23 protein-coding genes are annotated in these 22,884 nt (G+C 68.8%); 11 read left to right on the top strand and 12 right to left on the bottom strand.

The window, feature by feature from the left end:
• Nucleotides 1–75: 75 nt before the first annotated feature.
• Nucleotides 76–1,470 carry an FAD-binding oxidoreductase gene (locus ACGFNK_RS28480; RefSeq protein WP_393420368.1) on the bottom strand — a complete coding sequence of 465 codons (1,395 nt, stop codon included), beginning with the start codon at nucleotides 1,468–1,470 and terminating at the stop codon, nucleotides 76–78.
• 176 nt (nucleotides 1,471–1,646) lie between these two features.
• Here ACGFNK_RS28480 and hemB point away from each other — a divergent pair, with 176 nt between their 5' ends.
• The 4 genes from hemB to ACGFNK_RS28460 all read left to right on the top strand — a co-directional run bounded on the left by hemB (nucleotide 1,647) and on the right by ACGFNK_RS28460 (nucleotide 5,552).
• Entirely contained in the window at nucleotides 1,647–2,639 is a 993-nt protein-coding gene (hemB, locus tag ACGFNK_RS28475; protein ID WP_393420366.1) for a porphobilinogen synthase, read from the top strand.
• 118 nt (nucleotides 2,640–2,757) lie between these two features.
• Nucleotides 2,758–3,963 (top strand): MFS transporter, encoded by a 1,206-nt coding sequence (locus ACGFNK_RS28470; RefSeq protein ID WP_393420364.1) that lies wholly within the window; start codon nucleotides 2,758–2,760, stop codon nucleotides 3,961–3,963.
• A gap of 40 nt (nucleotides 3,964–4,003) precedes the next feature.
• Nucleotides 4,004–4,462, top strand: a complete 459-nt coding sequence (locus tag ACGFNK_RS28465) for a GPP34 family phosphoprotein (RefSeq protein ID WP_393420423.1) — start codon at nucleotides 4,004–4,006, stop codon at nucleotides 4,460–4,462.
• Between the two features lie 187 nt (nucleotides 4,463–4,649).
• Nucleotides 4,650–5,552 (top strand): SAM-dependent methyltransferase, encoded by a 903-nt coding sequence (locus ACGFNK_RS28460; protein ID WP_393420362.1) that lies wholly within the window; start codon nucleotides 4,650–4,652, stop codon nucleotides 5,550–5,552.
• 10 nt (nucleotides 5,553–5,562) lie between these two features.
• On the opposite strand, the gene ACGFNK_RS28455 is transcribed toward ACGFNK_RS28460, so the two are convergent.
• Together ACGFNK_RS28455 and argS are read right to left on the bottom strand one after the other, a co-directional pair.
• Nucleotides 5,563–6,489, bottom strand: coding sequence for a phosphotransferase family protein (locus ACGFNK_RS28455; RefSeq protein WP_393420360.1), 927 nt, complete (start codon nucleotides 6,487–6,489; stop codon nucleotides 5,563–5,565).
• 327 nt (nucleotides 6,490–6,816) lie between these two features.
• A complete protein-coding gene (gene argS, locus ACGFNK_RS28450; protein ID WP_393420358.1) occupies nucleotides 6,817–8,583 on the bottom strand; it encodes an arginine--tRNA ligase in 1,767 nt (588 codons plus the stop codon).
• A gap of 298 nt (nucleotides 8,584–8,881) precedes the next feature.
• On the opposite strand from argS, the gene lysS reads away from it, so the two are divergent.
• On the top strand, nucleotides 8,882–10,642 hold the full coding sequence (gene lysS / locus ACGFNK_RS28445; protein ID WP_393420356.1) for a lysine--tRNA ligase: 1,761 nt from the start codon (nucleotides 8,882–8,884) through the stop codon (nucleotides 10,640–10,642).
• A gap of 95 nt (nucleotides 10,643–10,737) precedes the next feature.
• Here the strand turns inward: lysS and ACGFNK_RS28440 are convergent, their stop codons facing one another.
• The 3 genes from ACGFNK_RS28440 to ACGFNK_RS28430 form a co-directional block, all read right to left on the bottom strand.
• Nucleotides 10,738–12,123: a DUF2637 domain-containing protein gene (locus tag ACGFNK_RS28440; protein WP_393420354.1), complete on the bottom strand. Its 1,386-nt coding sequence runs from the start codon at nucleotides 12,121–12,123 to the stop codon at nucleotides 10,738–10,740.
• 235 nt (nucleotides 12,124–12,358) lie between these two features.
• Complete coding sequence (locus ACGFNK_RS28435; RefSeq protein ID WP_393420352.1) at nucleotides 12,359–13,177, bottom strand: DUF3558 domain-containing protein; 819 nt, start codon at nucleotides 13,175–13,177, stop codon at nucleotides 12,359–12,361.
• A 118-nt stretch (nucleotides 13,178–13,295) separates the two neighbouring features.
• On the bottom strand, nucleotides 13,296–14,174 hold the full coding sequence (locus tag ACGFNK_RS28430; protein ID WP_393420350.1) for a DUF3558 domain-containing protein: 879 nt from the start codon (nucleotides 14,172–14,174) through the stop codon (nucleotides 13,296–13,298).
• A 170-nt stretch (nucleotides 14,175–14,344) separates the two neighbouring features.
• Between ACGFNK_RS28430 and ACGFNK_RS28425 the strand changes: the two genes are divergently transcribed.
• A complete protein-coding gene (locus ACGFNK_RS28425) occupies nucleotides 14,345–15,538 on the top strand; it encodes an RtcB family protein (protein WP_393420348.1) in 1,194 nt (397 codons plus the stop codon).
• Between the two features lie 312 nt (nucleotides 15,539–15,850).
• The gene (locus ACGFNK_RS28420; RefSeq protein ID WP_393420346.1) at nucleotides 15,851–16,708 is read left to right on the top strand and encodes a polysaccharide deacetylase family protein; all 858 of its coding nucleotides are present in this window, start codon (nucleotides 15,851–15,853) and stop codon (nucleotides 16,706–16,708) included.
• A 42-nt stretch (nucleotides 16,709–16,750) separates the two neighbouring features.
• Here the strand turns inward: ACGFNK_RS28420 and ACGFNK_RS28415 are convergent, their stop codons facing one another.
• From ACGFNK_RS28415 to ACGFNK_RS28405, 3 genes are all read right to left on the bottom strand, one after another.
• Complete coding sequence (locus ACGFNK_RS28415; RefSeq protein WP_393420344.1) at nucleotides 16,751–16,906, bottom strand: hypothetical protein; 156 nt, start codon at nucleotides 16,904–16,906, stop codon at nucleotides 16,751–16,753.
• Nucleotides 16,906–17,676, bottom strand: a complete 771-nt coding sequence (locus ACGFNK_RS28410; protein ID WP_165344970.1) for an SDR family NAD(P)-dependent oxidoreductase — start codon at nucleotides 17,674–17,676, stop codon at nucleotides 16,906–16,908. Before ACGFNK_RS28410 ends, ACGFNK_RS28415 begins: the two co-directional genes overlap by 1 nt.
• 141 nt (nucleotides 17,677–17,817) lie before the next feature.
• The gene (locus tag ACGFNK_RS28405; RefSeq protein ID WP_386347238.1) at nucleotides 17,818–18,183 is read right to left on the bottom strand and encodes a hypothetical protein; all 366 of its coding nucleotides are present in this window, start codon (nucleotides 18,181–18,183) and stop codon (nucleotides 17,818–17,820) included.
• 229 nt (nucleotides 18,184–18,412) lie between these two features.
• Between ACGFNK_RS28405 and ACGFNK_RS28400 the strand changes: the two genes are divergently transcribed.
• Nucleotides 18,413–18,853 (top strand): ester cyclase, encoded by a 441-nt coding sequence (locus tag ACGFNK_RS28400; RefSeq protein WP_386347240.1) that lies wholly within the window; start codon nucleotides 18,413–18,415, stop codon nucleotides 18,851–18,853.
• Between the two features lie 53 nt (nucleotides 18,854–18,906).
• Here ACGFNK_RS28400 and ACGFNK_RS28395 read toward each other — a convergent pair whose 3' ends face one another.
• A complete protein-coding gene (locus ACGFNK_RS28395; RefSeq protein ID WP_386347242.1) occupies nucleotides 18,907–19,239 on the bottom strand; it encodes a YnfA family protein in 333 nt (110 codons plus the stop codon).
• Between the two features lie 98 nt (nucleotides 19,240–19,337).
• On the opposite strand from ACGFNK_RS28395, the gene ACGFNK_RS28390 reads away from it, so the two are divergent.
• Nucleotides 19,338–19,880 carry a MarR family winged helix-turn-helix transcriptional regulator gene (locus tag ACGFNK_RS28390; RefSeq protein ID WP_393420341.1) on the top strand — a complete coding sequence of 181 codons (543 nt, stop codon included), beginning with the start codon at nucleotides 19,338–19,340 and terminating at the stop codon, nucleotides 19,878–19,880.
• Here the strand turns inward: ACGFNK_RS28390 and ACGFNK_RS28385 are convergent.
• Nucleotides 19,877–20,296: a winged helix-turn-helix transcriptional regulator gene (locus ACGFNK_RS28385; RefSeq protein WP_393420339.1), complete on the bottom strand. Its 420-nt coding sequence runs from the start codon at nucleotides 20,294–20,296 to the stop codon at nucleotides 19,877–19,879. The genes ACGFNK_RS28390 and ACGFNK_RS28385 overlap by 4 nt on opposite strands.
• Before the next feature lie 136 nt (nucleotides 20,297–20,432).
• Between ACGFNK_RS28385 and ACGFNK_RS28380 the strand changes: the two genes are divergently transcribed.
• Complete coding sequence (locus tag ACGFNK_RS28380; protein WP_393420337.1) at nucleotides 20,433–21,350, top strand: NADP-dependent oxidoreductase; 918 nt, start codon at nucleotides 20,433–20,435, stop codon at nucleotides 21,348–21,350.
• Nucleotides 21,351–21,355: 5 nt separating this feature from the next.
• On the opposite strand, the gene ACGFNK_RS28375 is transcribed toward ACGFNK_RS28380, so the two are convergent.
• Nucleotides 21,356–22,201, bottom strand: coding sequence for a DUF6597 domain-containing transcriptional factor (locus tag ACGFNK_RS28375; RefSeq protein WP_393420335.1), 846 nt, complete (start codon nucleotides 22,199–22,201; stop codon nucleotides 21,356–21,358).
• Between the two features lie 64 nt (nucleotides 22,202–22,265).
• Here ACGFNK_RS28375 and ACGFNK_RS28370 point away from each other — a divergent pair, with 64 nt between their 5' ends.
• Nucleotides 22,266–22,883 (top strand): TIGR03086 family metal-binding protein, encoded by a 618-nt coding sequence (locus ACGFNK_RS28370; protein WP_393420333.1) that lies wholly within the window; start codon nucleotides 22,266–22,268, stop codon nucleotides 22,881–22,883.
• The last annotated feature ends 1 nt before the right edge of the window (nucleotide 22,884 follow it).

Here is a 22,884-nt window from a genome sequence, read left to right as displayed (position 1 = left end):
GGCGCCGCACATTGATCAGCCCTGCGCCCCTGAGAGAGGCCTGCGGCCTCTCTCAGGGGCGACGGCACCGCTCCCTCAAGCCGCCGCCGGAGGCACCGTATGCCCGAAGCGGAGGAGGTTTTCGGGGTCGTAGGTCTGCTTGGTGTGGCGTAGGTGGTCGTAGACCTCGGGAGTCCAGGCTCGGGCTCGGTCCAGGGTGTCGCCCGGGCGGCCGTGGATGTTGACCATGGTCAGGCCTGTGCCGTGGGGAGCCATCGCGGAGTACAGGGCGGCTGTGGCCGTTTCGGCCGCGGTGGCGATCTGGGGATCGGGTACGACGGCGACCGTTTCCAGGATGTACTCGGCGTCGCGGGCACAGATCGCGTCCTCGACGGCGGCGGGGCGGGACAGCGCGCCGCCCATGTGGCGGAGTTCGACGAGCAGGAGCGGGTAGTCGGGGGCCGCCGCGGGACCGGCCTGCTCCAGCAACGTGCGGATGGCGTCGGGGGTCAGGTCGCGCAGCAGGGTGCAGCTCTCCCGCGCGGGGAGCGGGTCGTGCGGATCCGCGTAGATGTCGTCCATGGACGTGTAGTCCATCTCCGCCACCGTGTCGACCGTCACGGGCGCGGCCTGGCGCATCGGGGCCACCAGCCGCTCGCCCTCGGCCGTGTCGCCGGTCCAGGCGATCGCGACGCGGGCCCAGAAGCCGCCGCGCAGCGGCTCGGGGATCTCCGGCAAGGGCGGCAGGCGCAGCAGTGTGAACGCCGAGCACATCTCGTTCGGGACGGTGCGGGTCCAGTCGGTCCAGGCGCGCAGCAGGGGCTCGGCGTGCTCGCCCGGGCAGTAGATCCCGCCGCCGAGGATGCGGGACAGTGGCAGCAGCTCGCAGACCATCGAGGTCACCACGCCCACGTTGCCCTTGCCGCCGCGCAGGGCCCAGAACAGGTCGGGCTCGTGCTCTGCGTCGGTCTCGCGCGGAGTTCCGTCGGCCGTGACGACCTCGAAGGAGCGTACGTAGTCGGCGGCGTAACCGTAGGCACGGCCGAGCACCGGCAGCCCGCCGCCCAGCGTGTAGCCGACGGCGCCCGAGTCCGTGGACGAGCCGCTGAGCCCGGCAAGGCCGTGTGGCGCGCCCGCCTCCATGATGTGCCGCCACTTGGCTCCGGCGGCGATCGTCGCGGTGTGTTCGCGGGGATCGATCCGTACGTCGGTCATGCGGGCGGTGTTGATCAACAGGCCGTTGTCGATGGGGAAGTTCGCTCCGTGCCCGGTGGCCTGGACGGCGACGGGGGTGCCGGTGGTGTGCGCCCACCGCATCGCGGCCACCACGTCGTCGGCGCCGGTCGCCCCCACGACGAGGTCGGGGGTGTGCCGCGCGGCCAGGTTGAAGCCGGTGACCTCGTCGGCGTAGCCGGGGTCGTCGGGCCGTAGCACCGGGCCGTGGATGTCGGAGAGGGCGAAGAGGTCGGGGAGGTGGTCGGCGGTGGTCATCGCGTCCTCCGGGGGAGCGCGGGCAGCCGTAGAGGGCCCTGTTTCACCAGCATGGACCTGTGGTTTGGGGTTCGCATGCGGAGCCGGATGGTGGGCGAGGGGGGCCGGGAAGCGCCCGGTGATCCCCGACTCCGCGTCGGCAAAGGTGGTCCTGGGGCGGGCGTAGCGTAGAGGGCATGACGAAGTACGGATCCTTCCCCGGTACGCGGCCGCGGCGGCTGCGTACCACTCCTGCCATGCGCCGCATGGTCGCCGAAACCCGGCTGCATCCGGCCGACTTCATCCTCCCCGCGTTCATCCGCGAAGGCGTCACCGAGCCGGTGCCCATCGCCGCGATGCCCGGGGTCGTGCAGCACACGCGGGACAGCCTGAAGAAGGCGGCGCTGGAGGCGGTGGAGGCCGGGATCTCCGGGATCATGCTGTTCGGTGTGCCGGAGGAGTCCAAGAAGGACGCCCTCGGGACGCCGGGGACCGACCCGGACGGGATTCTGCAGGTCGCCCTTCGTGACGTACGGGCCGAGGTCGGCGACGAACTGCTCGTCATGTCCGACCTCTGCCTCGACGAGACCACCGATCACGGACACTGCGGGGTCCTCGACGCGCAGGGGCGCGTCGACAACGACGCCACGCTTGAGCGGTACGCCGAGATGGCCCAGGTACAGGCCGATGCGGGTGCGCATGTGGTGGGGCCGAGCGGCATGATGGACGGTCAGATCGGTGTCGTCCGCGATGCGTTGGACCAGATCGGGCGTGAGGACGTCGCGATCCTCGCGTACACCGCCAAGTACTCGTCCGCCTTTTACGGTCCGTTCAGGGAGGCTGTCGCCTCGTCGTTGAAGGGTGACCGGAAGACGTATCAGCAGGATCCCGCCAACGTACGGGAGTCCTTGCGGGAGTTGGCTCTCGACCTGGAGGAGGGCGCCGACATGGTGATGGTCAAGCCGGCGGGGCCTTACCTGGACGTTCTTGCGCGGGTTGCGGAGTCGGTGGATGTGCCGGTGGCTGCGTACCAGATCTCCGGGGAGTACTCGATGGTCGAGGCCGCGGCGGAGAAGGGGTGGGTTGACCGGGATCGGGCGATCCTGGAGACGCTTACGGGGATCAAGCGGGCGGGGGCCCAGAACGTTCTGACTTACTGGGCCACGGAGGTTGCACAGAAGTTGCGCTGACGCTCCGCGCCGGCGTCACAGCCCCGCGCCGCCTCGCGCCCCTGAAAAGGCGCTACCTTCGCCGTGGGAAGTCCCGTACTCTCGCGACTCGTTGTGCCGTCGAGCGGGGGAGCGTCGTATGCCGCGTGGGCTCATTGCGTTGGCGCTCGGCGGGTTTGGGATCGGGCTTACCGAGTTCTTGATTGCCGGGCTGTTGCCGCAGGTGGCGGATAGTTTCGCGGTGTCCGAGGCGGCGGCGGGGTGGTTGATCTCCGGGTATGCGCTGAGTGTTGCGGTCGGTGCGATCGTGCTGACCGCGGCGACTACGCGGTTGCCTCGCAAGCAGGTGCTGGTCGGGCTGGTCGCCTTGTTCGTCGTCGGCAATCTGTTGTCCGCGGTCGCGCCCAGCTATTCGGTGATGCTGGTCGGGCGGATCGTTGCGGCGTTATGTCATGGATCGTTCTTCGGCATCGGCTCGCTGGTTGCTCGCAGTCTGGTCGCGCCGGAGAAGAAGTCCCGCGCTGTGGCGGTCATGTTCGCCGGGCTGACAGTCGCGAACGTGCTGGGCGTGCCGTTCGGTGCGCTGGTCGGTGAGCGCTGGGGTTGGAGAGCGGCGTTCTGGGCGGTCACCGCGATCGGCGTGTTCGCGCTGGCGGGAATCGTCACCCTTGTCCCCGGCTGGGCGGGAGAGACACGGTCGTCGGCAGTGAAGGGCGGCTCGGGCTCGATATCGGCCGACGGCTTGCGGGACCAGTTCCGGGCGTTCCGGTCCTGGCAGGTGTGGCTGACGCTGACGGCCACAGCGCTCAGTTATGGCGGGATGTTCGGGGCTTTCAGCTACATCGCCTACACGTTCACCGAGGTCGGAGGCTTTCGCTCCTCGGACGTCGCCTGGCTGCTGATGGTGTACGGAGTCGGCCTGGTCGTCGGGAACGTGATCGGCGGGCGGGCCGCCGACCTCGATCGTGACCGCGCCCTGGTCCTCGCTCTGCTCGGACTCACCGTCACCCTGGCCGTGTTCGGGCTGTTGGCCGGCAGCGCCACGGCGTCGGTGATCCTCGTGTTTCTGATGGGGGTGACCGGATTCGCCAGCGTGCCCGGCATGATCACCCGCGTCACCGACTTCGCCCACGGGGCGGCGCTGGCCGCCAGCGCCAACGTATCGGCGTCCAACGTCGGCAACGCCCTTGGCGCCTGGCTCGGGGGCCTGGCCATCACCGCGGGCTTCGGCTACACCGCACCGCTCTATGTCGGCGCCGGGATCGCCCTGACCTCCGTCATCGTCATGGTGGTTGCCGCACGCCAGGTCAGGTCGCCCGCTCAGCAGGCTGACCAACTCATGTAGCGCGGGAGTCGCGGGCCGCTCCGCGTAACCGCGCACCGCCCTGACCCGAAGTGCTTCGCTGCCCGCCGAGCCGCCGGACGATTCCTTCCTCGCCGACGTGTGGCGTGACGTACCGGCGGAGAAGCCGAAGCGCTGGCTCCAGTTCGTGCACAACAAGGCGCACACGGCTGAGAAGCCCGTCCGCGAGCAGCTTGCCGCGACGGGTGCGGTCGCGATCCAGCGCGGTAAGTGGATGGGGATGCTCGCCGTCGACCGGGTCACCGTCAACGATCCGCAACAGGTGCTCGCCTTGCAGGAGAGGGTTCGCAACGCCGTACTCGGCGGCCGTGATCCGGCAGCGATCCCGGTGGAAGAGCTGACCATGGCCGTGTTCGCGGCCGAAGTCGAGGTGACGAGCGTGTTCAGCGGGAAGGAGCGCCGCGAGCACCAGCAGGCGTTCAAAGCGCTCGCCGCAGGCGTGCGCCGAGTCGCCTCGCGGATGAGTGTCCTTGAAGGGTGACCACTGGTGCCGACGAAGCGCGGCGCCTCCTCGGTAGACGCCTCGACTTTTCGGGCCGCTCCACGCGAGCCACTGGAACCCCGCCCTGGCCCAGCGCAGCGGCCGGGCACCATCAAGTCGCCCCAGGAGTTAGGTTGTTGCCGATTTGATGAGCTGACGTTTGATGAACTGAAGAGGGAAGGTCTCCATGAGCGGTGATGCTCTCAGCCAGGACCCCGCCGAACTGAGGAAAAGGATCGACACCACCAAGGCACACCCGGCACGCGTCTATGACGTCTTCCTCGGGGGCAAGGACAACTACCCCACCGACCGCGCCGCGGCGGCAGCGGCGCTTGCGGCCAACCCGCGCGGTTACCTCGATGTGCGGCACAACCGGGACTTCATGCGGCGGGCCGTGACCCGGCTGGCCCAGGAGGACGGGATCCGGCAGTTCCTCGACATCGGCACGGGGCTGCCGACCGCCGAGAACGTCCACCAGATCGCCCAGCGGATCAACCCCGAGTCACGGATCGTGTACGTCGACAACGACCCGGTGGTACTCGCGCACGCACGCGCCCTGCTGACCAGCGGACCCGAGGGCAGGACCGACTACATCGACGCGGACTTCAAGTACCCCGCGCAGATCCTCGAACAGGCCGCGAAGACCCTGGACTTCGACGAGCCGATCGCGCTCGCGCTGGTGGCGATCCTGCACTTCGTCGACGACGAGGAGGCATACCAGGTCGTACGCGAGCTGATGGACGCGCTGCCGTCCGGGAGCCGTCTCCTGCTCAGCCACATCACCGAGGACCTCAACGCGGAGAAGATTCGCGCGGTGCAGCGGACGTACACGGAGCGCGGGTTCACGTTCGTGCTCCGCACCAAGGAGGAGGTCGAGCGCTTCTTCACCGAGACGCCCGGCGTCCAGCTCGACGAGCCCGGTGTCGTCCCCGTCCACCACTGGCACCCCAGCCCGGCGCCCGCCCCCGAAGCCGCGCACCCGACTGACTTGGAAACCCTCGACGACATCGACAAGCTCCCCTATCTGGACATCAACGACGTCACGGACGCCGACATCAACGTCTACGGAGCGGCCGGCCGCAAGGCATGAGGCAGGGGCATCACCCCGTGCCGAACCACGTCTCCGCCAGCGCGTCCAGCGTCGGCTTCGGCGGGGCGGGGAGTTCGCGGAGGTACCAGGGCAGATTGCTGTAGATGTGCAGAAGGGCGTACGCCATGAGGGTGCGGGGGGCGAACGGGGGGCGGCCGTACGCCTCGTAGAACCGCTTGAGCAGGCGCGGGTCGCCGCACGTCACGAACAGGCCCACGCCCACGAAGTCGTACGCCGGGTCGCCGATCATGGCAGGTTCGAAGTCGAACAGTCCGGTCAGGCGCCAGCCTTGGGGGTCCACCGTCAGGTGCTGGCGCATGAACTCGGTGTGCAGCAGCACGCGTCGCGGCGGAGGCGGCAGCGGGACCGAGTCCAGGAACCAGGGGATCTGCTCGAGCCACGATGGCGTGAGACCGACGGCCCGCTGCTGCTCGACCACCTGCGCCCGCTGCGCGGCGATCAGCGCCCGCCAGTCCGCCGGGCCCACCGCGGTCGCGATCGGCGCCGGGTTCAGGGCATGCAGCGCGGCCAGGGTCTCGGCGGACTCCGTGATGATCCGGTCCTGGTCCGCGGAGGGGATTCGCGGCCACGCCTGAGCGAGGTCCACACCGGGCAGCCGGGACATCAGGAGGTAGTGCCAGCCGTTCTTGTACGCGCCCGCCGAGTGCAACTGCGGTGTGGCCAGCGGGAGTCTGCCGTACAGATGGCTCAGCACCTGCTCCTCGCGTACGCACTCGGCCTGCTCGAAGGCCGGAAACAGCTTGACCACGTGCGCCTCACCGATGGCGTACACCGGCAGCGAACCCTCCTCGAAGCGGACGATCCGCTGCCCGGCCAGGCCGAGTCGTTCACACAGGTCCGCGACGGCGGGGCGCAACAGCGCCTCGTCTCCGACGACTCCGTCCAGTTCCTCGCCGGTCTCCACGAGTGGCAGCATGGGTGCTCTCCCTGCTCTCCCAGCTAGCGATCCAAAGCGGTCCAAAGCGATCAACAGGGCTCTGAATTCCCTCGAGTTGGGGCTCCCTCGACGGTTAGAGGGCCTGCGCCGCCCCGCAGCATCGCATCCTTCGGGACAAGATCAGACACTTCAACCTTTGGCCATGGCTTGCAGTGTCTTTTCCTCCGATGAGCCGGGAGCGGCGGTATGGACGAGCAGGGCCTGTTCCGGGTCCTGGGAAGGCGAAGCCCGGTGACGAACTGCGGCTCGGTCTGTTGAGCGAGTTCGTCACCGGGCAGGTGGTGCTGCCTCAGGCCGAGGCAGCGATCACAGGCGCTCCGGCGTCCTGATGCCCAGCAGGGCCATGCCCTGGTGGAGGGTCTTGGCCGTGATGTCGCACAGGAACAGACGGTTCTCGACCTGGGCCGGGGTGTCCGCCTTCAGGACCGGGCACTTGTCGTAGAACGACGTGTACAGGGACGCCAGTTGGTACAGGTACGCCGTCAGCTTGTGCGGCGCGTACTCGGCGGCGGCCTCCGCGAGCGTCTCCGCGAACCGGTCGATGTGCAGGCCCAGGGCCCGCTCGGCGTCGGTCAGTTCGAGTTCCGGGTGGGCGGCCGGTTCGGTGCTGCCCGCCTTGCGCAGAATGGACTGGATACGCGCGTACGCGTACTGCAGATACACGCTCGTGTCGCCGTTCAGCGACACCATCTGGTCCAGGTCGAACTTGTAGTCGCGGCTCGCGGACGTCGACAGGTCCGCGTACTTCACCGCGCCGATGCCGACCTGCGCACCGCGCTCGGCGATCTCCTGCTCGGACAGGTCCTGCGCCTTCTCCCGCACGACGGCCGAGGCGCGCTCGATCGCCTCGTCCAGGAGGTCGACGAGGCGGACCGTCTCGCCCTCACGGGTCTTGAAGGGCTTGCCGTCCTTGCCGAGGACCGTCCCGAACGCCAGCTGTACGGCCTTCGTGTCGCCGTTCAGCCAGCCCGCCCTGCGTGCCGTCTCGAAGACCATCCTGAAGTGCAGGGACTGGCGGGCGTCCACCACGTACAGGAGGGTGTTCGCCTTCAGGTTGAAGACGCGGTCCCTGATCGCGGAGAGGTCGGTCGCCGCATAGCCGTAGCCGCCGTCCGACTTCTTCACGATCAGCGGGACCGGGTTGCCCTCCGGGCCCTTGATGTCGTCGAAGAACACGCACAGCGCGCCCTCCGAGCGGACCGCGACGCCCGACTCCTCCAGCAGGCGGCAGGTCTCGTCCAGCATGTCGTTGTAACCCGACTCGCCGACGATGTCCGGGTCCTGGATCTCCATGTCCAGCTTGTCGAAGACCGAGAAGAAGTAGATCTTCGACTCGTCCACGAACTTCTGCCACAGCGCCAGAGTCTCCGGATCGCCTGCCTGAAGATCGACCACCCTGCGGCGGGCCCGGGTCTTGAACGCCTCGTCGGCGTCGAAGAGCGTGCGGGACGCCTTGTAGAGCCGGTTCAGGTTCGACATGGCCTCCTCGCCGGAGACCTCGCTCTCCTCGTGATCGAGCTCGTGCGGGTGCTCGATCAGGTACTGGATGAGCATGCCGAACTGGGTGCCCCAGTCGCCGATGTGGTGCCTGCGCACCACTGTCTCGCCGACGAACTCCAGGATCTTGACCACCGAGTCGCCGATGACCGCGGAACGGAGGTGCCCTACGTGCATCTCCTTCGCCACGTTCGGCTGGGCGTAGTCGATGACCGTGGTGCCGGGGTTCTCGGCAAACGGCACGCCGAGGCGGGCCACCGGGTCCGTCGCGCGCTGCGCGAGGTTCTCCACGATCGCCTTGTCCGTGATCGTGATGTTGAGGAAGCCCGGGCCCGACACCTCGATGTCCTTGATCACATCACCGGTCACGACCCGCTCGACGACGCCGCTCGCCAGCTCCCGCGGGTTGGCCTTCGCCTTCTTCGCCAGCGCCAGAATCCCGTTGGCCTGGAAGTCCGCTCGGTCGCTCCGTCGCAGCAGGGGGTCGACGTCGGCGTCGGCCGCCGGGAGGGCGGCGCTGAGCGCGTCCGCCAGGCGCTGGTGGACGTGGGCGGTGAGGGACGTGACCGAGGCCATGGGGTGGGTGCCGTTCTCGTCTTGGGTGCGGGTGGATGTCGCCAGTATCCCATGGGGGGTAAAGCGGTTTTTTCTGCGCGTGGGTGGGGGTCGGGCGGGTTGTCTTCACGCAGCCGGGGTCCAGGGGCGGAGCCCCTGGTGGGCATTCGCGGCGAAGCCCGGGGATGGGACGGGCAGGGGCGGCGGGGGCGATGAAAAGGCGTTTTCGTGGATGGTGGCGGAGCTGGGAGAATGGTGTGGTCAGCCGGGCGGAACTACGTAGCGCCGGGCGATGGCGAACCCCTGAGGAAAGAAGGACGTGCCGATCGTGGCTCAGAGCACCGAGACCACCGACTGGGTCTCCCGTTACGCGGACGAGGTCATCGAGGAGTCGGAGCGTCGGGCGCCTGGGAAACCGGTCGTCGTCGCGTCCGGGCTCTCGCCCTCCGGCCCCATCCACCTGGGCAACCTCCGCGAGGTCATGACGCCCCACCTCGTCGCGGACGAGATCAGGCGGCGCGGGCACGAGGTCCGCCATCTCATCTCCTGGGACGACTACGACCGATACCGCAAGGTGCCGAACGGCGTCGCCGGGATCGATGAGTCGTGGGCCGAGCACATCGGCCGCCCGCTCACCTCCGTGCCCGCACCCAAGGGCTCCCCCCACCCCAACTGGGCCGAGCACTTCAAGTCCGCCATGACCGAGGCCCTGGCCGAGCTGGGCGTCGAGTTCGACGGGATCAGCCAGACCGAGCAGTACACGAGCGGCGTCTACCGCGAACAGGTCCTGCACGCCATGCGGCACCGCGCGGACATCGACGCGATCCTCGACCAGTACCGCACCAAGAAGACCCCGGACGGTCAGCAGAAGAACAAGAACAAGCAGCAGCAGAAGCCCGTCGACGAAGCCGAGCTCGAGGCCGCCGAGGGGTCGGGGGCCGCTGCCGAGGACGACGGGACCGGGTCCGCCGGGTACTTCCCGTACAAGCCCTACTGCGGCGGCTGCAACAAGGACCTCACCACGGTCACGGCGTACGACGACGACACCACCGAGCTGACGTACACCTGCACCGAGTGCGGCTACTCGGAGACCGTCCGGCTGAGCGAGTTCAACCGCGGCAAGCTGGTGTGGAAGGTCGACTGGCCGATGCGCTGGGCCTACGAGGGCGTTGTTTTCGAGCCCTCCGGCGTCGATCACTCGTCCCCGGGTTCCAGCTTCCAGGTCGGCGGACAGATCGTCGGCAGCATCTTCGGCGGCAAGCAGCCGATCGGCCCCATGTACGCCTTCGTGGGGATCAGCGGCATGGCGAAGATGTCGTCCTCCCGCGGCGGCGTGCCCACACCCGGCGACGCCCTGAAGATCATGGAGCCCCAGCTCCTGCGCTGGCTGTACGCCCGCCGCCGGCCCAACCAGTCCTTCAAGATCGCCTTCGACCAGGAGATCCAGCGGCTCTACGACGAGTGGGACAAGCTGAACGCCAAGGTCGCCGACAGCACCGCCCTGCCCGCCGACATCGCAGCCCACTCCCGCGCCGTAGGGACCGCCGCGGGCGAGCTCCCGAAGACCCCGCGGCCCATGCCGTACCGCACGCTCGCCTCAGTCGCCGACATCACCGCCGGCCACGAGGACCAGGCCCTGCGCATCCTCAGCGACCTCGACCCCACCAACCCGCTCGCCTCGCTCGAAGAAGTACGGCCGCGGTACGACAAGGCCGAGGCGTGGATCAACACCCAGGTACCGGCCGAGCAGCGGACCGTCGTCCGCCACGAGCCGGACGTCGAACTGCTGAAGTCCCTCGACGACCAGGCCCGCGAATCGCTCCGGCTGCTGATGGAGGGGCTCGACTCGAACTGGTCCCTCGACGGGCTGACTCACCTCGTGTACGGCGTGCCCAAGGTCCAGGCCGGGTTCTCCTCCGATGCCACGCCCAAGGAACTGCCGCCGGAGATCAAGTCCGCCCAGCGTTCGTTCTTCGCGCTGCTCTACCACCTCCTCGTCGGCCGCGACACCGGGCCCCGGCTGCCCACGCTGCTGCTCGCGGTGGGGGCGGACCGGGTACGGAAGCTGCTCGGCGCGTAGGAGTTGGTGATACGTGGATGGGGGCGCCCGGAGCCACGCGGCGGTAGCCGCATAATCGGCAAGGTCGGGCGCCCCCATCCACGTACGCAGGACGGCTATGCGATGTGGTCCTCCTCCAGTTCCGCGTTGAAGCGGTTCTGGAAGCGGTCCGAAAGGCGCTTCAGTTCGCTGTCGGTGAGCTTCTCGCCGTACTGGGCCGCGATGTTGTCGCCGAACTCACGCGGAGTGGGGAAGCTGCCGTTGATCGACTGGCGGAACACCTGGTAGTAGCCCTCCTCGGACGGCTCCGCGTGCCCCTCCCGCTGAGCGGGGATGGGGAGTTGCCGCGGCGGTGCCGCCGCCGGCTCCGGCGTCCCACCGCCCTCGCCCAGCTGGCGGGTGCGACCGCCCGGGCCGGTCGGGATGCGCCAGCTGCCCGTGTCCTCGGGGCCGGGCTCGTACTCCTGAGCCTGGGCCTGGGCCTGGGCCTGGGCCTGGTCCTGGTCCTGGTCCTGGTCCTGAGCCTGGCGCTGTTCCTCGTACCACTGCTGGTCGTACTGCTGGCCGTCATACTGCTCCACGGGCTCGTACGACGGGTCGTAGCCGCCCTCGTAGACGACCTGGTGCGGGGGTGCGAACCACGGGCTGGACTCGGGTTGCTGGGCCTGGGCCTGTTCCTGGACCTGCTGCTCCGGAACGGAGTCGTCCTCGGGGACACGTTGCTCCCTGGCAGGCGTCCCGGGCGTCCCGGCCCGCTGCGAAGACTCCAGCTCCCGTTCCTGCTGCCGCGGAGCCGGAGGCAGCAGCACCGGCTCGATGCCCGCCGCCGCGAGGCCCGAAGGGGCGGTCTCGGCGAGCGGGACGCCATAGCGGGCCAGGCGCAGCGGCATCAGGGACTCCACCGGAGCCTTACGACGCCAGGCGCGGCCGTAACGGGAGCGGAGGCGGGCCCGGTAGACCAGACGCTCCTGCTCCAGCTTGATCACCGCATCGTACGAACGCAGCTCCCACAGCTTCATACGGCGCCACAGGAGGAAGGTCGGGACGGGAGAGAGCAGCCAGCGGGTGAGACGTACGCCCTCCATGTGCTTGTCGGCCGTGATGTCCGCGATCCGGCCGATCGCATGCCGGGCCGCCTCCACGGAGACCACGAACAGGATCGGGATGACGCCGTGCATACCGACGCCCAGCGGGTCCGGCCAGGCGGCGGCCCCGTTGAACGCGATCGTCGCCGCCGTCAGCAGCCACGCCGTCTGACGCAGCAGCGGAAACGGGATGCGGATCCAGGTCAGCAGAAGGTCCAGGGCCAGCAGGACGCAGATGCCCGCGTCGATGCCGATCGGGAAGACGTAACTGAAGTTCCCGAAGCCCTTCTCGACGGCGAGTTCCCGCACCGCCGCGTACGAACCGGCGAAGCCGATACCGGCGATGACGACCGCCCCGAAGACGACGACCCCGATGAGGATCCGGTGCGTCCTGGTGAGCTCCATTGGCGCGGCCACCCGTACTCCCCTCCTTTTGCGACGTGTTGCGCGGAACAGGGTGGCACATGTGTGCGGCTCGCGGGTGTCCGAAAGGGTGCCACCACCGCTTCGGTACGGCTTCGGTATACGGCGGGAGCCCGGCCCCGTGCGGGCCGGGCTCCGTCAAAGAGCTGAGGCGGGCCCGGAGTTGGGGCCGGCCGAAGCCGGCCCGCCAGTCCTTCCGCAGCCCTGCGTCAGTTCTTGTTGTCCTCGGTCAGTTCTTCGCCGGGGGCTTGCTGGCCGAGGCGGAGGGCTCGCCCTTGCTCGGGCTCGCGCTCTCGCCGGAACCGGAGCCCGATCCAGATCCGCCGGACTGATTGGCGGTCACCACAGCCTCCACGGCCTCCTTCGCCGCCTTCAGCGCCGCCTTCGACAGATCCTCCGCGCTCGGGGCCTTGTCACCCGCGAGACCCGCGCCGTTGTAGTCCACCGACACAACGATGTTCTCGGCCCGGGCCACGACCACCTGCTGCTTGAAGGTGCCTTCCTTCTTCTTCAGGTCGTAACTCACCGCCGTCGCCTCGTTGCCCGTACCGGACACCGGCTCGGACTTGGCGTTCGTCGCGCCGGTCTCCGCGCGCACGTCCTGGACCTGTTCGGCGTAGTACGCCGACGCCAGCTTCTCGCCCGTACCCCGGGTCTGGTCCGACTCGAAGCGCAGCAGGGACACGCTCAGCCAGCGGAACTGGGAGCCCTTCACACCCTTGTCCTCCAGGCTGTCCCAGGAGCAGCTGCCGCGCGTCGCCGTGTCGTCCGACCTGCCCTCCTTGCCGGACTTGGAGGCCTTCGGCACCAGCTCGCCCAGAGTCTTCGACGAGAACACCTTGCACGGCTCCGGCAGCTTCGCGTACGCGGCCTCCTTCACCACCGCCGCCTTCGTGGCGGAGGCGGACGGCTTCGCGTCGGAGTCCTTCTTCGCGGCGTCACCGGAGTCGGAGCCGGAGTCCGAGGAGCAGCCTGCGGCGACGAGCATCACCGGAACAACGGCTGCGCTGATGAGGATGCGGGGGAGTCGCTGTGCGGGTCGGTGCATGGTTCCTTCACTCAAGACGCGTTTTGTGTGCGTGCGGTCGGGTCCGAGGGGCCACGGTACGCCGTACGGGACGGATGTGACTTCCATTCCGCCCAGCCTCACGGCCCTCCGGCGACCGCTACTCGTTCAACGTGCCGTCGAGCCGATCGGCCAGTTCCCGCACCCTGTCCTGCATTTCCTCGCTGCTCGGGACGTCCGTCGTACTCGTCGGCTGCTCGTCGTACCGGATCGTCACGAGCACATTGGACGTGCGGAACACCACAGTCACCGTGCGCTGCCGCGAGGCGCTCAGCGCATCGTCCAGGAAGGCCTCGTCGCCGAGATCGTCGAGAGTGCGGGGCTGGAGGGAGGCGGGGGTGGCGCTGGGGGAAGGGGTGCCGTCCGACGTGGAGCTCGGATCGTCGGTGGGGGTCGGGGTGGGGATGGGGGAGCCGGCGCCGCCGCCTGCGCCACCCGTCGCCCCGCCTGTCACTTCGTCCGATGCGCCTGATTCATCCGTAGTCGGGGTCGACGTGGAGGTGGCACTCGGGGACGACGGAGCGGGCACGGGCAGATCCGCCGCCTCCTCCTTCGTCGCGTAGATCTCCGAGGCGCGGCTGTCGTCGCTCACGGCGTTCTCGTACGAGACCACGCGCTCGAAGTCCACCCACAGGTGATCCGTCGCACTCGTCGCCTCAGCCTTCCAACGGCAGCCGACCTTCCGGTCCGTGTCGTACGTCAGCGTCGGCGCCCCCGCATACGCCTTCTCCCGCTGCTCCCTGTCAGTGACCTGCTTGAGCCCCGGCAGCAGAGCGTCGAGCGTGCCCCGCTCGACGGCACCGCACGGCTCCGGGAGCGTGCGGTACCGGCCGGGCTCCGCCGTGGCAGCCGTCGTACCCGAGCCGCCCTGCTTCGAGTCCGTCGGCTCGTCACCGCCGTCCGAACCGGTGCAGCCGGCCAGCGTCGCCGTCGCCGCGAGGAGCGCGGCGACGCCGAATACGAACGCCTTCCGCTGCACGGGGGCTCCTCTCGCTCTGCTTATTCGCTTGCCGCCCGAAGGCGGCCGGTGACCACAATGTCTATCGCACGCACGGCCGTGAACGCCGGTTCGCCTTCCCTTTCGTAGGCTTTGGCACCGGTATTTGCGATGCCCGAACTTTGTTTGTCTTACGGGGGATTGAAGACGCTATGTCGTATGTAGAGGTACCGGGAGCGAAGGTCCCCATCCGCATGTGGACGGACCCGGCCTCGGTCGAGACCGGCGCCCTCCAGCAGCTCCAGAACGTCGCCACGCTGCCGTGGATCAAGGGGCTGGCTGTCATGCCGGACGTCCACTACGGCAAGGGCGCGACGGTCGGGTCGGTCATCGCGATGCGGGGGGCTGTCTGCCCGGCTGCTGTTGGTGTCGACATCGGGTGCGGGATGTCGGCGGTGAAGACGTCTCTGACGGCGAATGATCTGCCGGGGGATCTGTCTCGGCTGCGGTCGAAGGTTGAGCAGGCCATTCCGGTGGGGCGCGGGATGCATGACAGTCCTGTGGAGCCGGGGCGGCTGCACGGGTTCGCCATCGGTGGGTGGGATGACTTCTGGGGGCGGTTCGACGGGATCGCGGAAGCGGTCAAATTCCGTCAGGAACGTGCCACAAAGCAGATGGGAACGCTCGGGTCCGGAAACCACTTTGCGGAAATTTGCATAAGTGAAACGGGCTCGGTCTGGCTCATGCTCCACTCCGGATCCAGGAACATCGGCAAGGAGCTTGCTGAGCATCACATCGGCATTGCCCAGAAGCTTCCGCACAACCAAGGTTTGATCGACCGGGATCTCGCGGTCTTCGTCGCGGACACTCCGCAGATGGCGGCGTACCAGAACGATCTTTACTGGGCGCAGGAGTACGCGAAGTACAACCGGTCGATCATGATGGCTCTCTTCAAGGACGTGATCCGCAGGGAGTTCAAGAAGGCCCGGGTCACCTTCGAACCCGAGGTGAGCTGCCATCACAACTACGTGAGCCGCGAGCGTTACGAGGGCATGGACCTGCTCGTCACTCGCAAGGGGGCGATCAGCGCCAGGGCCGGCGAGTACGGCATCATCCCGGGCTCGATGGGCACCGGCTCGTACATCGTGAAGGGTCTCGGCAATGAGAAGTCCTTCAACTCGGCCTCGCACGGCGCGGGTCGGCGCATGAGCCGTAACGCGGCGAAGCGGCGTTTCTCGACCAAGGACCTGGAGGAGCAGACGCGGGGCGTGGAGTGCCGCAAGGACTCGGGTGTCGTGGATGAGATTCCGGGCGCGTACAAGCCGATCGAGCAGGTCATCGACCAGCAGCGCGACCTCGTGGAGGTCGTGGCCAAGCTGAAGCAGGTCGTCTGTGTCAAGGGCTGATCCGCGGGCTTGAATAGAGGGGCCTGGCCATCTTGGCCAGGCCCCTCATTCCCTGTGCGGTGCGGCTACGCGGCAATGTCCTTGTGCACCGTCGTGCGCCAGACGGGAACGACGGCGGTGGGGTCGAACGCTTCTCGTCACCGCGCGGGCGTCCGCGGAAGTGATGTACCGCCGGCGGGCCGCACCGCGGGCCCACTGACCCACCGCCACGCCCGTCTCCGTAACATCACATCTGGTGACACCACCTCTGCACGCACGCGTGGCCGCGTAAATCGCGAGCGTCTTCCCGTCCGTGGAGTTCACACTGCGAGGGTGACCGAACCCGTCGTGCTGTCCAGTGAGTTGTTGGGATTTCCCGCCGACGCCCGTGTCCTCGTCGTCAACTGTGATGACTTCGGGATGCGTCGCGGGATCAATTCCGCCGTCGTTGAGGCGATCGAAAGTGGGATCGCGAGTTCGTGCAGCCTGATGGTGCCGTGTCCCGGGGCCGGAGAGGCCATGCGGTTGTTGCGGGAGCGGCCGGGGATTCCGTTCGGGATTCATCTCACGTTGGTGTGCGAGGCGGAGCGGGAGGGGGCGTGGGGGCCCGTTGCCTCGAAGGAGCGGGTGGGGTCGTTGCTCGATGAGGCCGGGGAGTTGTTCTCGCCTGACAGATGCGATGAATTGCTGGAGCGGGCTCGGATCGAGGATGTCGAGGTCGAGTTTCGGGCGCAGGTCGACGCCGTGGTGGGGGCCGGGTTGGCGCCCACTCACCTCGATTGGCATTGCCTGGCCGATGGCGGGCGTGACGACATCTTTGAGCTGACCTTGGCCTTGGCCGGCGAGTACGGGCTGGCGGTGCGGGTCTGGGGTGAGGCCGGGCGGCAGAAGGTGCCCGGGTTACCGGTCACCGACAACGAATTCCTCGACAGTTTCTCGCTCGGGCTCGATGGCAAGGCGGCTCGGTATGCCCAGTTGTTGCGCGAGTTGCCGGTTGGGCTCAGTGAGTGGGCGGTGCATCCCGGGTTGGCCGATGAGGAATCGCGGGTGGTGGAGCCCGGGGGATGGCGGGTGCGGCAGACCGACCATGAGTTTCTGATGTCGGCCGCGGCGCGTGAACTCCTGCGGGAGGAGAGGATCTTCGTGATCGACTATCGGGGTGTTCAGGAGCGGTGGTCAGGGAGCCGGTGAGTGTGCGGGTCGGCCCCTGACTCGAAGCGGGTGCGGCGGCAGTTACTTGGCGTGCATGACCGCGTAGATCATGACGAACGCCACGATGTGGATGCCGAAGAGGAAGTACGCCAGGTACCACCAGACGTAGCGTTCGTTCTTCTTCTCCTGGGCCAGGCGGCGTTGCTCCTGTTCGCGTGCGCGTTCGGCGTCCGGCATCACAGCTCCCTGTGGACCTTCGTGTTGGAGGCCTGGGCCCGGGGGCGGATGACCATGAGGTCGATGTTGACGTGGGAGGGGCGGGTGACCGCCCAGGTGATCGTGTCGGCCACGTCGTCGGCGGTCAGGGGCTCGGCCACGCCCGCGTAGACGTTCGCCGCCTTCTCCTCGTCGCCGCCGAAGCGGGTGAGGGCGAACTCGTCCGTCCTGACCATGCCGGGGGCGATCTCGATGACGCGCACCGGGGTGCCGACGATCTCCAGGCGGAGGGTCTCGGCGAGCACGTGGGCGCCGTGCTTGGCGGCGACGTAGCCGGCACCGCCCTCGTACGTGCCGTGGCCCGCGGTGGAGGAGACGACGACCACCGTGCCGTCGCCGCTCGCGGTCAGGGCGGGGAGCAGGGCCTGAGTGACGTTGAGCGTGCCGAGGACGTTCGTCTCGTACATCTGGCGCCAGTCCGCCGGGTCGCCCGTGGCGACCGGGTCGGCGCCGAGCGCGCCGCCCGCGTTGTTGACCAGCACGCCGATGGTCTTGAAGGCAGTGGCGAACTCGTCGACCGCCGCGCGGTCGGTGACGTCGAGCGCGTACGCCGTCGCCTGGTGGCCCGCCGCCTCGAGCTCCTCCGCCAGCGCCTCGATACGGTCCTTGCGACGGGCCGTGAGGACCACCCGGTAACCGGCCGCCGCCAGCTGCCGCGCCGTCGCGGCCCCGATGCCGCTGCTCGCGCCGGTGACGACAGCGATACGGGACTTGGCGGCGGGGGCGGTCATGGGCTGCTCCTCGGGCGGGGTGCGGGTCCGCGCTCGCTCGCGCGAGTCGGCGTTCGAATCCCCGCCAGGATAGGCCGGTGGCGGGTGCGGACGTCGAATGGTCTGGCAACAGCCAACGTCCCCTGGAGCCGCCCGGCCCCGTCATCCCATCTGTGCCTTCACGTGGTCGATGACCTCGTTGAACTCCTTCGTCGGCGAGAAGTCGATGTACTCGCAGTCCTCGAGGGCTTCCGGGGCGTGCCCTGGGGCCCAGTAGAAGGCCTGTCCGGCTTCGTAGATCTCGTCCCCGGATTTCGTACGCATCTTCAGCCGGCCCTTGAGCAGGTATCCCCAATGGGGGCATTGGCACAGGTCGTCCGGTTGCCCTTTGAGGACCGGTGCCATGTCCGTGCCCTGTGGAAACCGCACGAACGCGACGGACATGTCGCCGCCGATCTCCTGCGTGCGCAGTTCCGTGCCGCCGCCTTCGAACGCGACGGGCGTCTCGTTCTGTGTCGTTGCCTTCATGGTTCCTCGCCCTTCTTCAGGAACTCGTCCTTCCAGCTTGGTCCTCTTCGAGCTCAGCTGCCTCCCCGGGGCGTGTACATGATCACGGCCCTTCCGGCCGGGCAGATCAGGGTGCCGATCGTGTTCCGGCGATCGGGGCGTACGGCTGGCCGGCCGGTGACCTGATGCACGGGTCCGGGGACGGTGGGAAAATCGAGGTGGGTGATCCCCTGTAACAGGAGGTGGATCTATGGGACAGGCACGTGAGGTCATGGACCGGCTCACCGAGGCGGTCACCGCGCCCCCGGACATCAAGGCCCTCAACGAACTGTTCGCGGCGGACGCGGTCGCAGTGACGCCCGACGGCGGAGAGATCCACGGGCGGGACAACATCGTCGAGTACTGGCGGCAGATGACGGACGCGATCCCGGAGGGTGCGTTCGAGTCGGTGCACTCGTACGAGATCGGCAACACCGCCGTCGACGAGGGCTTCTTCAGCGGCAGGAACACCGGGCCGATCCACCTGCCCTCCGGGGAGTCGCTGCCCGCGACCCAGAAGGAGGTCAGGTTCCGCGGGGTCGACCTGGCCACCATCGACGAGGACGGCCGGATCGCCGACTACCGGCTCTACTTCGACCAGTTGGACTTCCTCGGACAGCTGGGGCTGCTGCCGGAAGACCTCCCGGCCTGAGGATCTGCCGGCCTGAGGGCCTGCCGGCCCGAGGTCCTTGTTGCTTCAGCGGGTCAGCCTCGCGGCGCGTACATGATCACCGCCATGCCCGCGAGGCAGATCAGCGCGCCCGTCACGTCCCAGCGGTCGGGCCGGAAGCCGTCCGCGACCATGCCCCAGGCGAGCGACCCTGCGACGAAGACTCCGCCGTACGCCGCGAGAATGCGGCCGAAGTTCGCATCGGGCTGGAGGGTGGCGACGAAGCCGTACGCGCCGAGGGCCATGACCCCGGCGCCGATCCACAGCCAGCCGCGGTCCTCGCGTACGCCCTGCCAGACCAGCCATGCGCCGCCGATCTCGAAGAACGCGGCGAGGGCGAACAGGGCGGCGGAGCGGGCGACGAGCATGGGTGCAGCTTCGCATGGGGCGGGGCGTATGCCGACGGGCCGGTTCCGTCACCTGTTCGCGGGGCTTGCCGGGGGTACCGGGTGGGATACATGCCCGTATGACCCTGCCCATGTCCATGTCCATGTCCAGGCCCGGCAACACCACCGGTGCGCGGCGCAGCCGTCTGCTCTCCGAGCTGGCCACCGAGTCGCGCCGTTGCATGGCCCTGTACGCCCTCTTCAACCAGGCCGTCGCCGACCAGCTGAACCTGCATCCCACGGACCTCCAGTGCCTCAACCTGCTCAGCCTGGAGAGGGGGCCGGTCACGACCGGACGCGTCGCCGAGCTGACAGGGCTGACGACCGGATCGGCGACGCGGCTCGTGGACCGGCTGGAGCGGGCCGGGTATGTCGCACGGCAGCGGGATGCCGGCGACCGGCGGCGCGTACTCGTGGCGACCGTGCCCGAGAAGGCCGAGGAGTTCGGCCGGATGTGGCGGCGGCTGAGCGGCGACTGGTACGCCCTGTTCGAGGAACTCGGGGACGACGAACTGGCCCTGCTCATCGGCCACATGAAACGGACGGCGGAGTTCACGGCGACACAGACCGCCCGGTTGCGAGGCGGTGCGCCCGACTCCCCCGAAACCGAAACCGAAACCTAGGTCTGGGCCTCGGCCTGGGAAGCCTCCGAGTCGTACCGCTCCCGTGCCTCGATGACCTCCTCGATGTGCAGCTCCGCCCAGTCCTTCACCGCCACGAGGAGGTTGCAGAGGTTCCTGCCGAGCGGAGTGAGTTCGTAGTCGACGCGTACCGGCACGGACGGCGTGACGGTCCGCGCCACGATCCCGTCCCGTTCCAGTGAACGCAGCGTCTGCGTCAGCATCTTGGGGCTGACGCCCGCGATCTTGCGGCCGAGATCGCTGTAACGCATGGGCCCGGAGCCGAGTGCGGCGACGACCAGGCTGACCCACTTGTCGCTGAGGCGGGCGAGGAGTTGGTTGGTCGGGCAGGCCTGGAGGAAGGCGTCGTACTCCATCCGCGCCTGCTCACGCCGCTGGGCCGCCGTCTTGGTCGCCATGGCTCGCGCCTCCGCATACCTCTGGGTGATGTACGCACCTTCAGGTGCCTGCTTACGGAAAGATAGCAACTCTCCCTAGGGTTGTCGCAACGGGACGGATACCCGCACAAATCGCCTGTAAATGGGGAGAGTTGTCATGCGTGCAGCAGTTGTTACGGCCTTCGGCGATCCGGAAGCCGTGGAGATCATCGAGACGGACGTTCCGGAGCCGGCCGCAGGGCAGGTGCGGATCAAGGTCGCGGCCGCCACCCTCAACCCGGTCGACGCGGAGGTGCGGGCGGGCGCGTTCGCGGGCATCTTCGGCGGTGCGGGCGAGCGGCACGGCCTGGGCTGGGACGTGGCCGGAACGGTCGACGGGGTCGACGCGACGGCTGGGGCAACGGCCGGCTGGAGCGTCGGCGACGAGGTGGTCGCGCTCCTGTTCGCCATGGGGGCGTCCCTTGGCACCCACGCCGATTACGTGATCGTGGACGCCGACGCGGTGGCCAAGGCGCCCACCACGGCCGACGCCGTGCACGCCGCCACACTTCCGCTGAACGCCCTCACGGCCGCCCAGGCCCTGGATCAGCTGGACCTCCAGAAGGGCCAGGAACTCCTGGTGACGGGCGCGGCGGGCGCCGTCGGCGGTTACGCCGTCCAACTCGCCAGCCACCGCGGGATATCGGTGACGGCCCTGGCCCGCGAGAGCGACGAGGAGCTTGTACGTTCCCTGGGGGCGGCCCACTTCGCGTCGTCGGACGCCGTCAAGGCGGGCAGCGCGGACGCGGTGCTCGACGCCGCGGTCCTCGGCGAGGCGGCGCTCGAGTGGGTGCGGGACGGTGGTGCGTACCTCGGTGTCATTCCGCAGGCCGCCCCCGCCTCCGTACGCGGCGTGCGGACCGGCGCGGTGTCGGTGGCCCCCGACGGGGCGCGCCTCGCGGAGCTGGTGGCGCTCCTGGACGAGGGCGTGCTGACGGCACGGGTGGCCGAGACGTACGCCCTGGACGACGCCGTCAAGGCGCACGCCCGGCTGGCGGAGGGCGGCGTGCGGGGACGTATCGTGCTCGTCCCTTGAGTTCCTTAAGGGCTGTGCCCCTGTGCGTACGCCGCCGGGGGCACCCCCACCGTCGCCGTGAAGTCGCGTATGAGGTGGGCCTGGTCGGCATAGCCGAGGTCGGCTGCGAGGGCGGCCCAGTCGATGTCACGCCGGGTCCCGGCCAGCTCCAGCGACTCGTGGATCCGGTAGCGGAGGATGATCCACTTCGGGCTGACGCCGACGTACGCCGCGAAGAGGCGTTGCAGCGCCCGCACCGAGACGCCCTCCGCTCGGGCGAAGTCGTCGACGCGGAGTACGGTGCGGTTCGCGCGGATGCGGGTGACGAGGTCGATGGCGAGGTCGGCCTGCGGGTCCGGGGCCGGGGCCAGGGAGAGCAGGAAGGTGTCGAGCGCGGCGATCCGGGCGGCGTCATCGGCGGGGCTCACGACCTGGCGGGCGGTGTCGCAGGTGGCCTGCGCGAACACGTCCTGGGCGGGCAGTACGCGGCCCGTCCACCGCGACACGGGCACGTCCGGCACGAACGGCCGGAAGCCGCCGGGCCAGAACTTCGCCCCGCACACCCGCCCCCGCCCCGACAGTTTCCTGGCGAACAGCCCGAGCGCGACACCGTGCACCTCACCGTAGGGCGGGGCGCCCTCGTTCTCGTCCCCGTCCCACTGGAAGGAGACGTTGACGGACGGGTGCGGGACGATTTGGGAGACGTACGGCTCGGGCAGGTCCCAGTCGATGAACCAGTACGTCTCGATGTGGCGCCGCAGCGGCTCGGCGGGCTCGTGACGACGGAACCGCACGCGGGTCAGGAGCCCGGAGGGGTCGACGATGCCCCGGGTGTCGCGGATCCCGCGGTTGTCGCGGCGGGGTTCGGCCATGTCGGGATCGTATGCCGTCGCGTTTCTTCAAGAGGGGGCTGCGGGACACCCGTACGGTCGTCGTATGGACACGAACCAGGCTGTGAACCCGCGGACGTACGCCCTCGGAAATCTGCTGGCGACGGCGGCCGAACGGGCCCTGCCGGTGATACAGGCACTGCCCGACGAGCGGCTGGCGGACCCCACACCATGCGCCGACTACGACGTAAAGTCCCTGGTCAACCACCTTCTTCACGTGACCGTGCAATTCCAGAACCTGGCCGCCAAGAAGGACGCGGACTTCACCGAGACCCCGGACTACATCGCCGCGGATCCCGCCTGGAGGGACCGTTTCGCAACCGAGACGAGCCGCCTCGCGGCAGCCTGGTCCGCACCGGGCGCCGAGGAGGGCACGACCGGCGTCATGAAGATGCCCGCACGGACCGTCGCCTCGCTGGCCCTGCTCGACCTCACCGTCCACGCCTGGGACCTGGCCCGCGCCACGGACCAGGAGTACCGACTGAACGACGCCACAGACCCGGTACTGGACCAAGTCACCGCAACGGTGGGGGAGATGGCACCAACAGCCCGCGCGATGGGGATGTTCGCGACTCCGGTGGTGGTGCCGGACACCGCGTCACCGCTCGACCGCTTGATCGCGCAGACGGGACGTGATCCACACTGGATTCGGCCGGCTGCTTGAG

It is taken from the genome of Streptomyces sp. NPDC048825 (assembly GCF_043198355.1).
Taxonomy (GTDB): Bacteria; Actinomycetota; Actinomycetes; order Streptomycetales; family Streptomycetaceae; genus Streptomyces; species Streptomyces xiangluensis.
The sequence above is the reverse complement of the archived record's forward strand: the minus strand, read 5'-3'. Positions and strand labels throughout refer to the sequence as shown.

Excerpts from the sequence above, each read along its gene's own strand:
- ACGFNK_RS28480 (WP_393420368.1), bottom strand. The coding sequence starts at position 1,470 with ATGACCACCGCCGACCACCTCCCCGACCTCTTCGCCCTCTCCGACATC.
- hemB (WP_393420366.1), top strand. The coding sequence starts at position 1,647 with ATGACGAAGTACGGATCCTTCCCCGGTACGCGGCCGCGGCGGCTGCGT.
- ACGFNK_RS28470 (WP_393420364.1), top strand. The coding sequence starts at position 2,758 with ATGCCGCGTGGGCTCATTGCGTTGGCGCTCGGCGGGTTTGGGATCGGG.
- ACGFNK_RS28460 (WP_393420362.1), top strand. The coding sequence starts at position 4,650 with ATGAGCGGTGATGCTCTCAGCCAGGACCCCGCCGAACTGAGGAAAAGG.
- ACGFNK_RS28455 (WP_393420360.1), bottom strand. The coding sequence starts at position 6,489 with ATGCTGCCACTCGTGGAGACCGGCGAGGAACTGGACGGAGTCGTCGGA.
- argS (WP_393420358.1), bottom strand. The coding sequence starts at position 8,583 with ATGGCCTCGGTCACGTCCCTCACCGCCCACGTCCACCAGCGCCTGGCG.
- ACGFNK_RS28435 (WP_393420352.1), bottom strand. The coding sequence starts at position 13,177 with ATGCACCGACCCGCACAGCGACTCCCCCGCATCCTCATCAGCGCAGCC.
- ACGFNK_RS28425 (WP_393420348.1), top strand. The coding sequence starts at position 14,345 with ATGTCGTATGTAGAGGTACCGGGAGCGAAGGTCCCCATCCGCATGTGG.
- ACGFNK_RS28415 (WP_393420344.1), bottom strand. The coding sequence starts at position 16,906 with ATGCCGGACGCCGAACGCGCACGCGAACAGGAGCAACGCCGCCTGGCC.
- ACGFNK_RS28410 (WP_165344970.1), bottom strand. The coding sequence starts at position 17,676 with ATGACCGCCCCCGCCGCCAAGTCCCGTATCGCTGTCGTCACCGGCGCG.
- ACGFNK_RS28405 (WP_386347238.1), bottom strand. The coding sequence starts at position 18,183 with ATGAAGGCAACGACACAGAACGAGACGCCCGTCGCGTTCGAAGGCGGC.
- ACGFNK_RS28400 (WP_386347240.1), top strand. The coding sequence starts at position 18,413 with ATGGGACAGGCACGTGAGGTCATGGACCGGCTCACCGAGGCGGTCACC.
- ACGFNK_RS28395 (WP_386347242.1), bottom strand. The coding sequence starts at position 19,239 with ATGCTCGTCGCCCGCTCCGCCGCCCTGTTCGCCCTCGCCGCGTTCTTC.
- ACGFNK_RS28390 (WP_393420341.1), top strand. The coding sequence starts at position 19,338 with ATGACCCTGCCCATGTCCATGTCCATGTCCAGGCCCGGCAACACCACC.
- ACGFNK_RS28385 (WP_393420339.1), bottom strand. The coding sequence starts at position 20,296 with ATGGCGACCAAGACGGCGGCCCAGCGGCGTGAGCAGGCGCGGATGGAG.
- ACGFNK_RS28380 (WP_393420337.1), top strand. The coding sequence starts at position 20,433 with ATGCGTGCAGCAGTTGTTACGGCCTTCGGCGATCCGGAAGCCGTGGAG.
- ACGFNK_RS28375 (WP_393420335.1), bottom strand. The coding sequence starts at position 22,201 with ATGGCCGAACCCCGCCGCGACAACCGCGGGATCCGCGACACCCGGGGC.
- ACGFNK_RS28370 (WP_393420333.1), top strand. The coding sequence starts at position 22,266 with ATGGACACGAACCAGGCTGTGAACCCGCGGACGTACGCCCTCGGAAAT.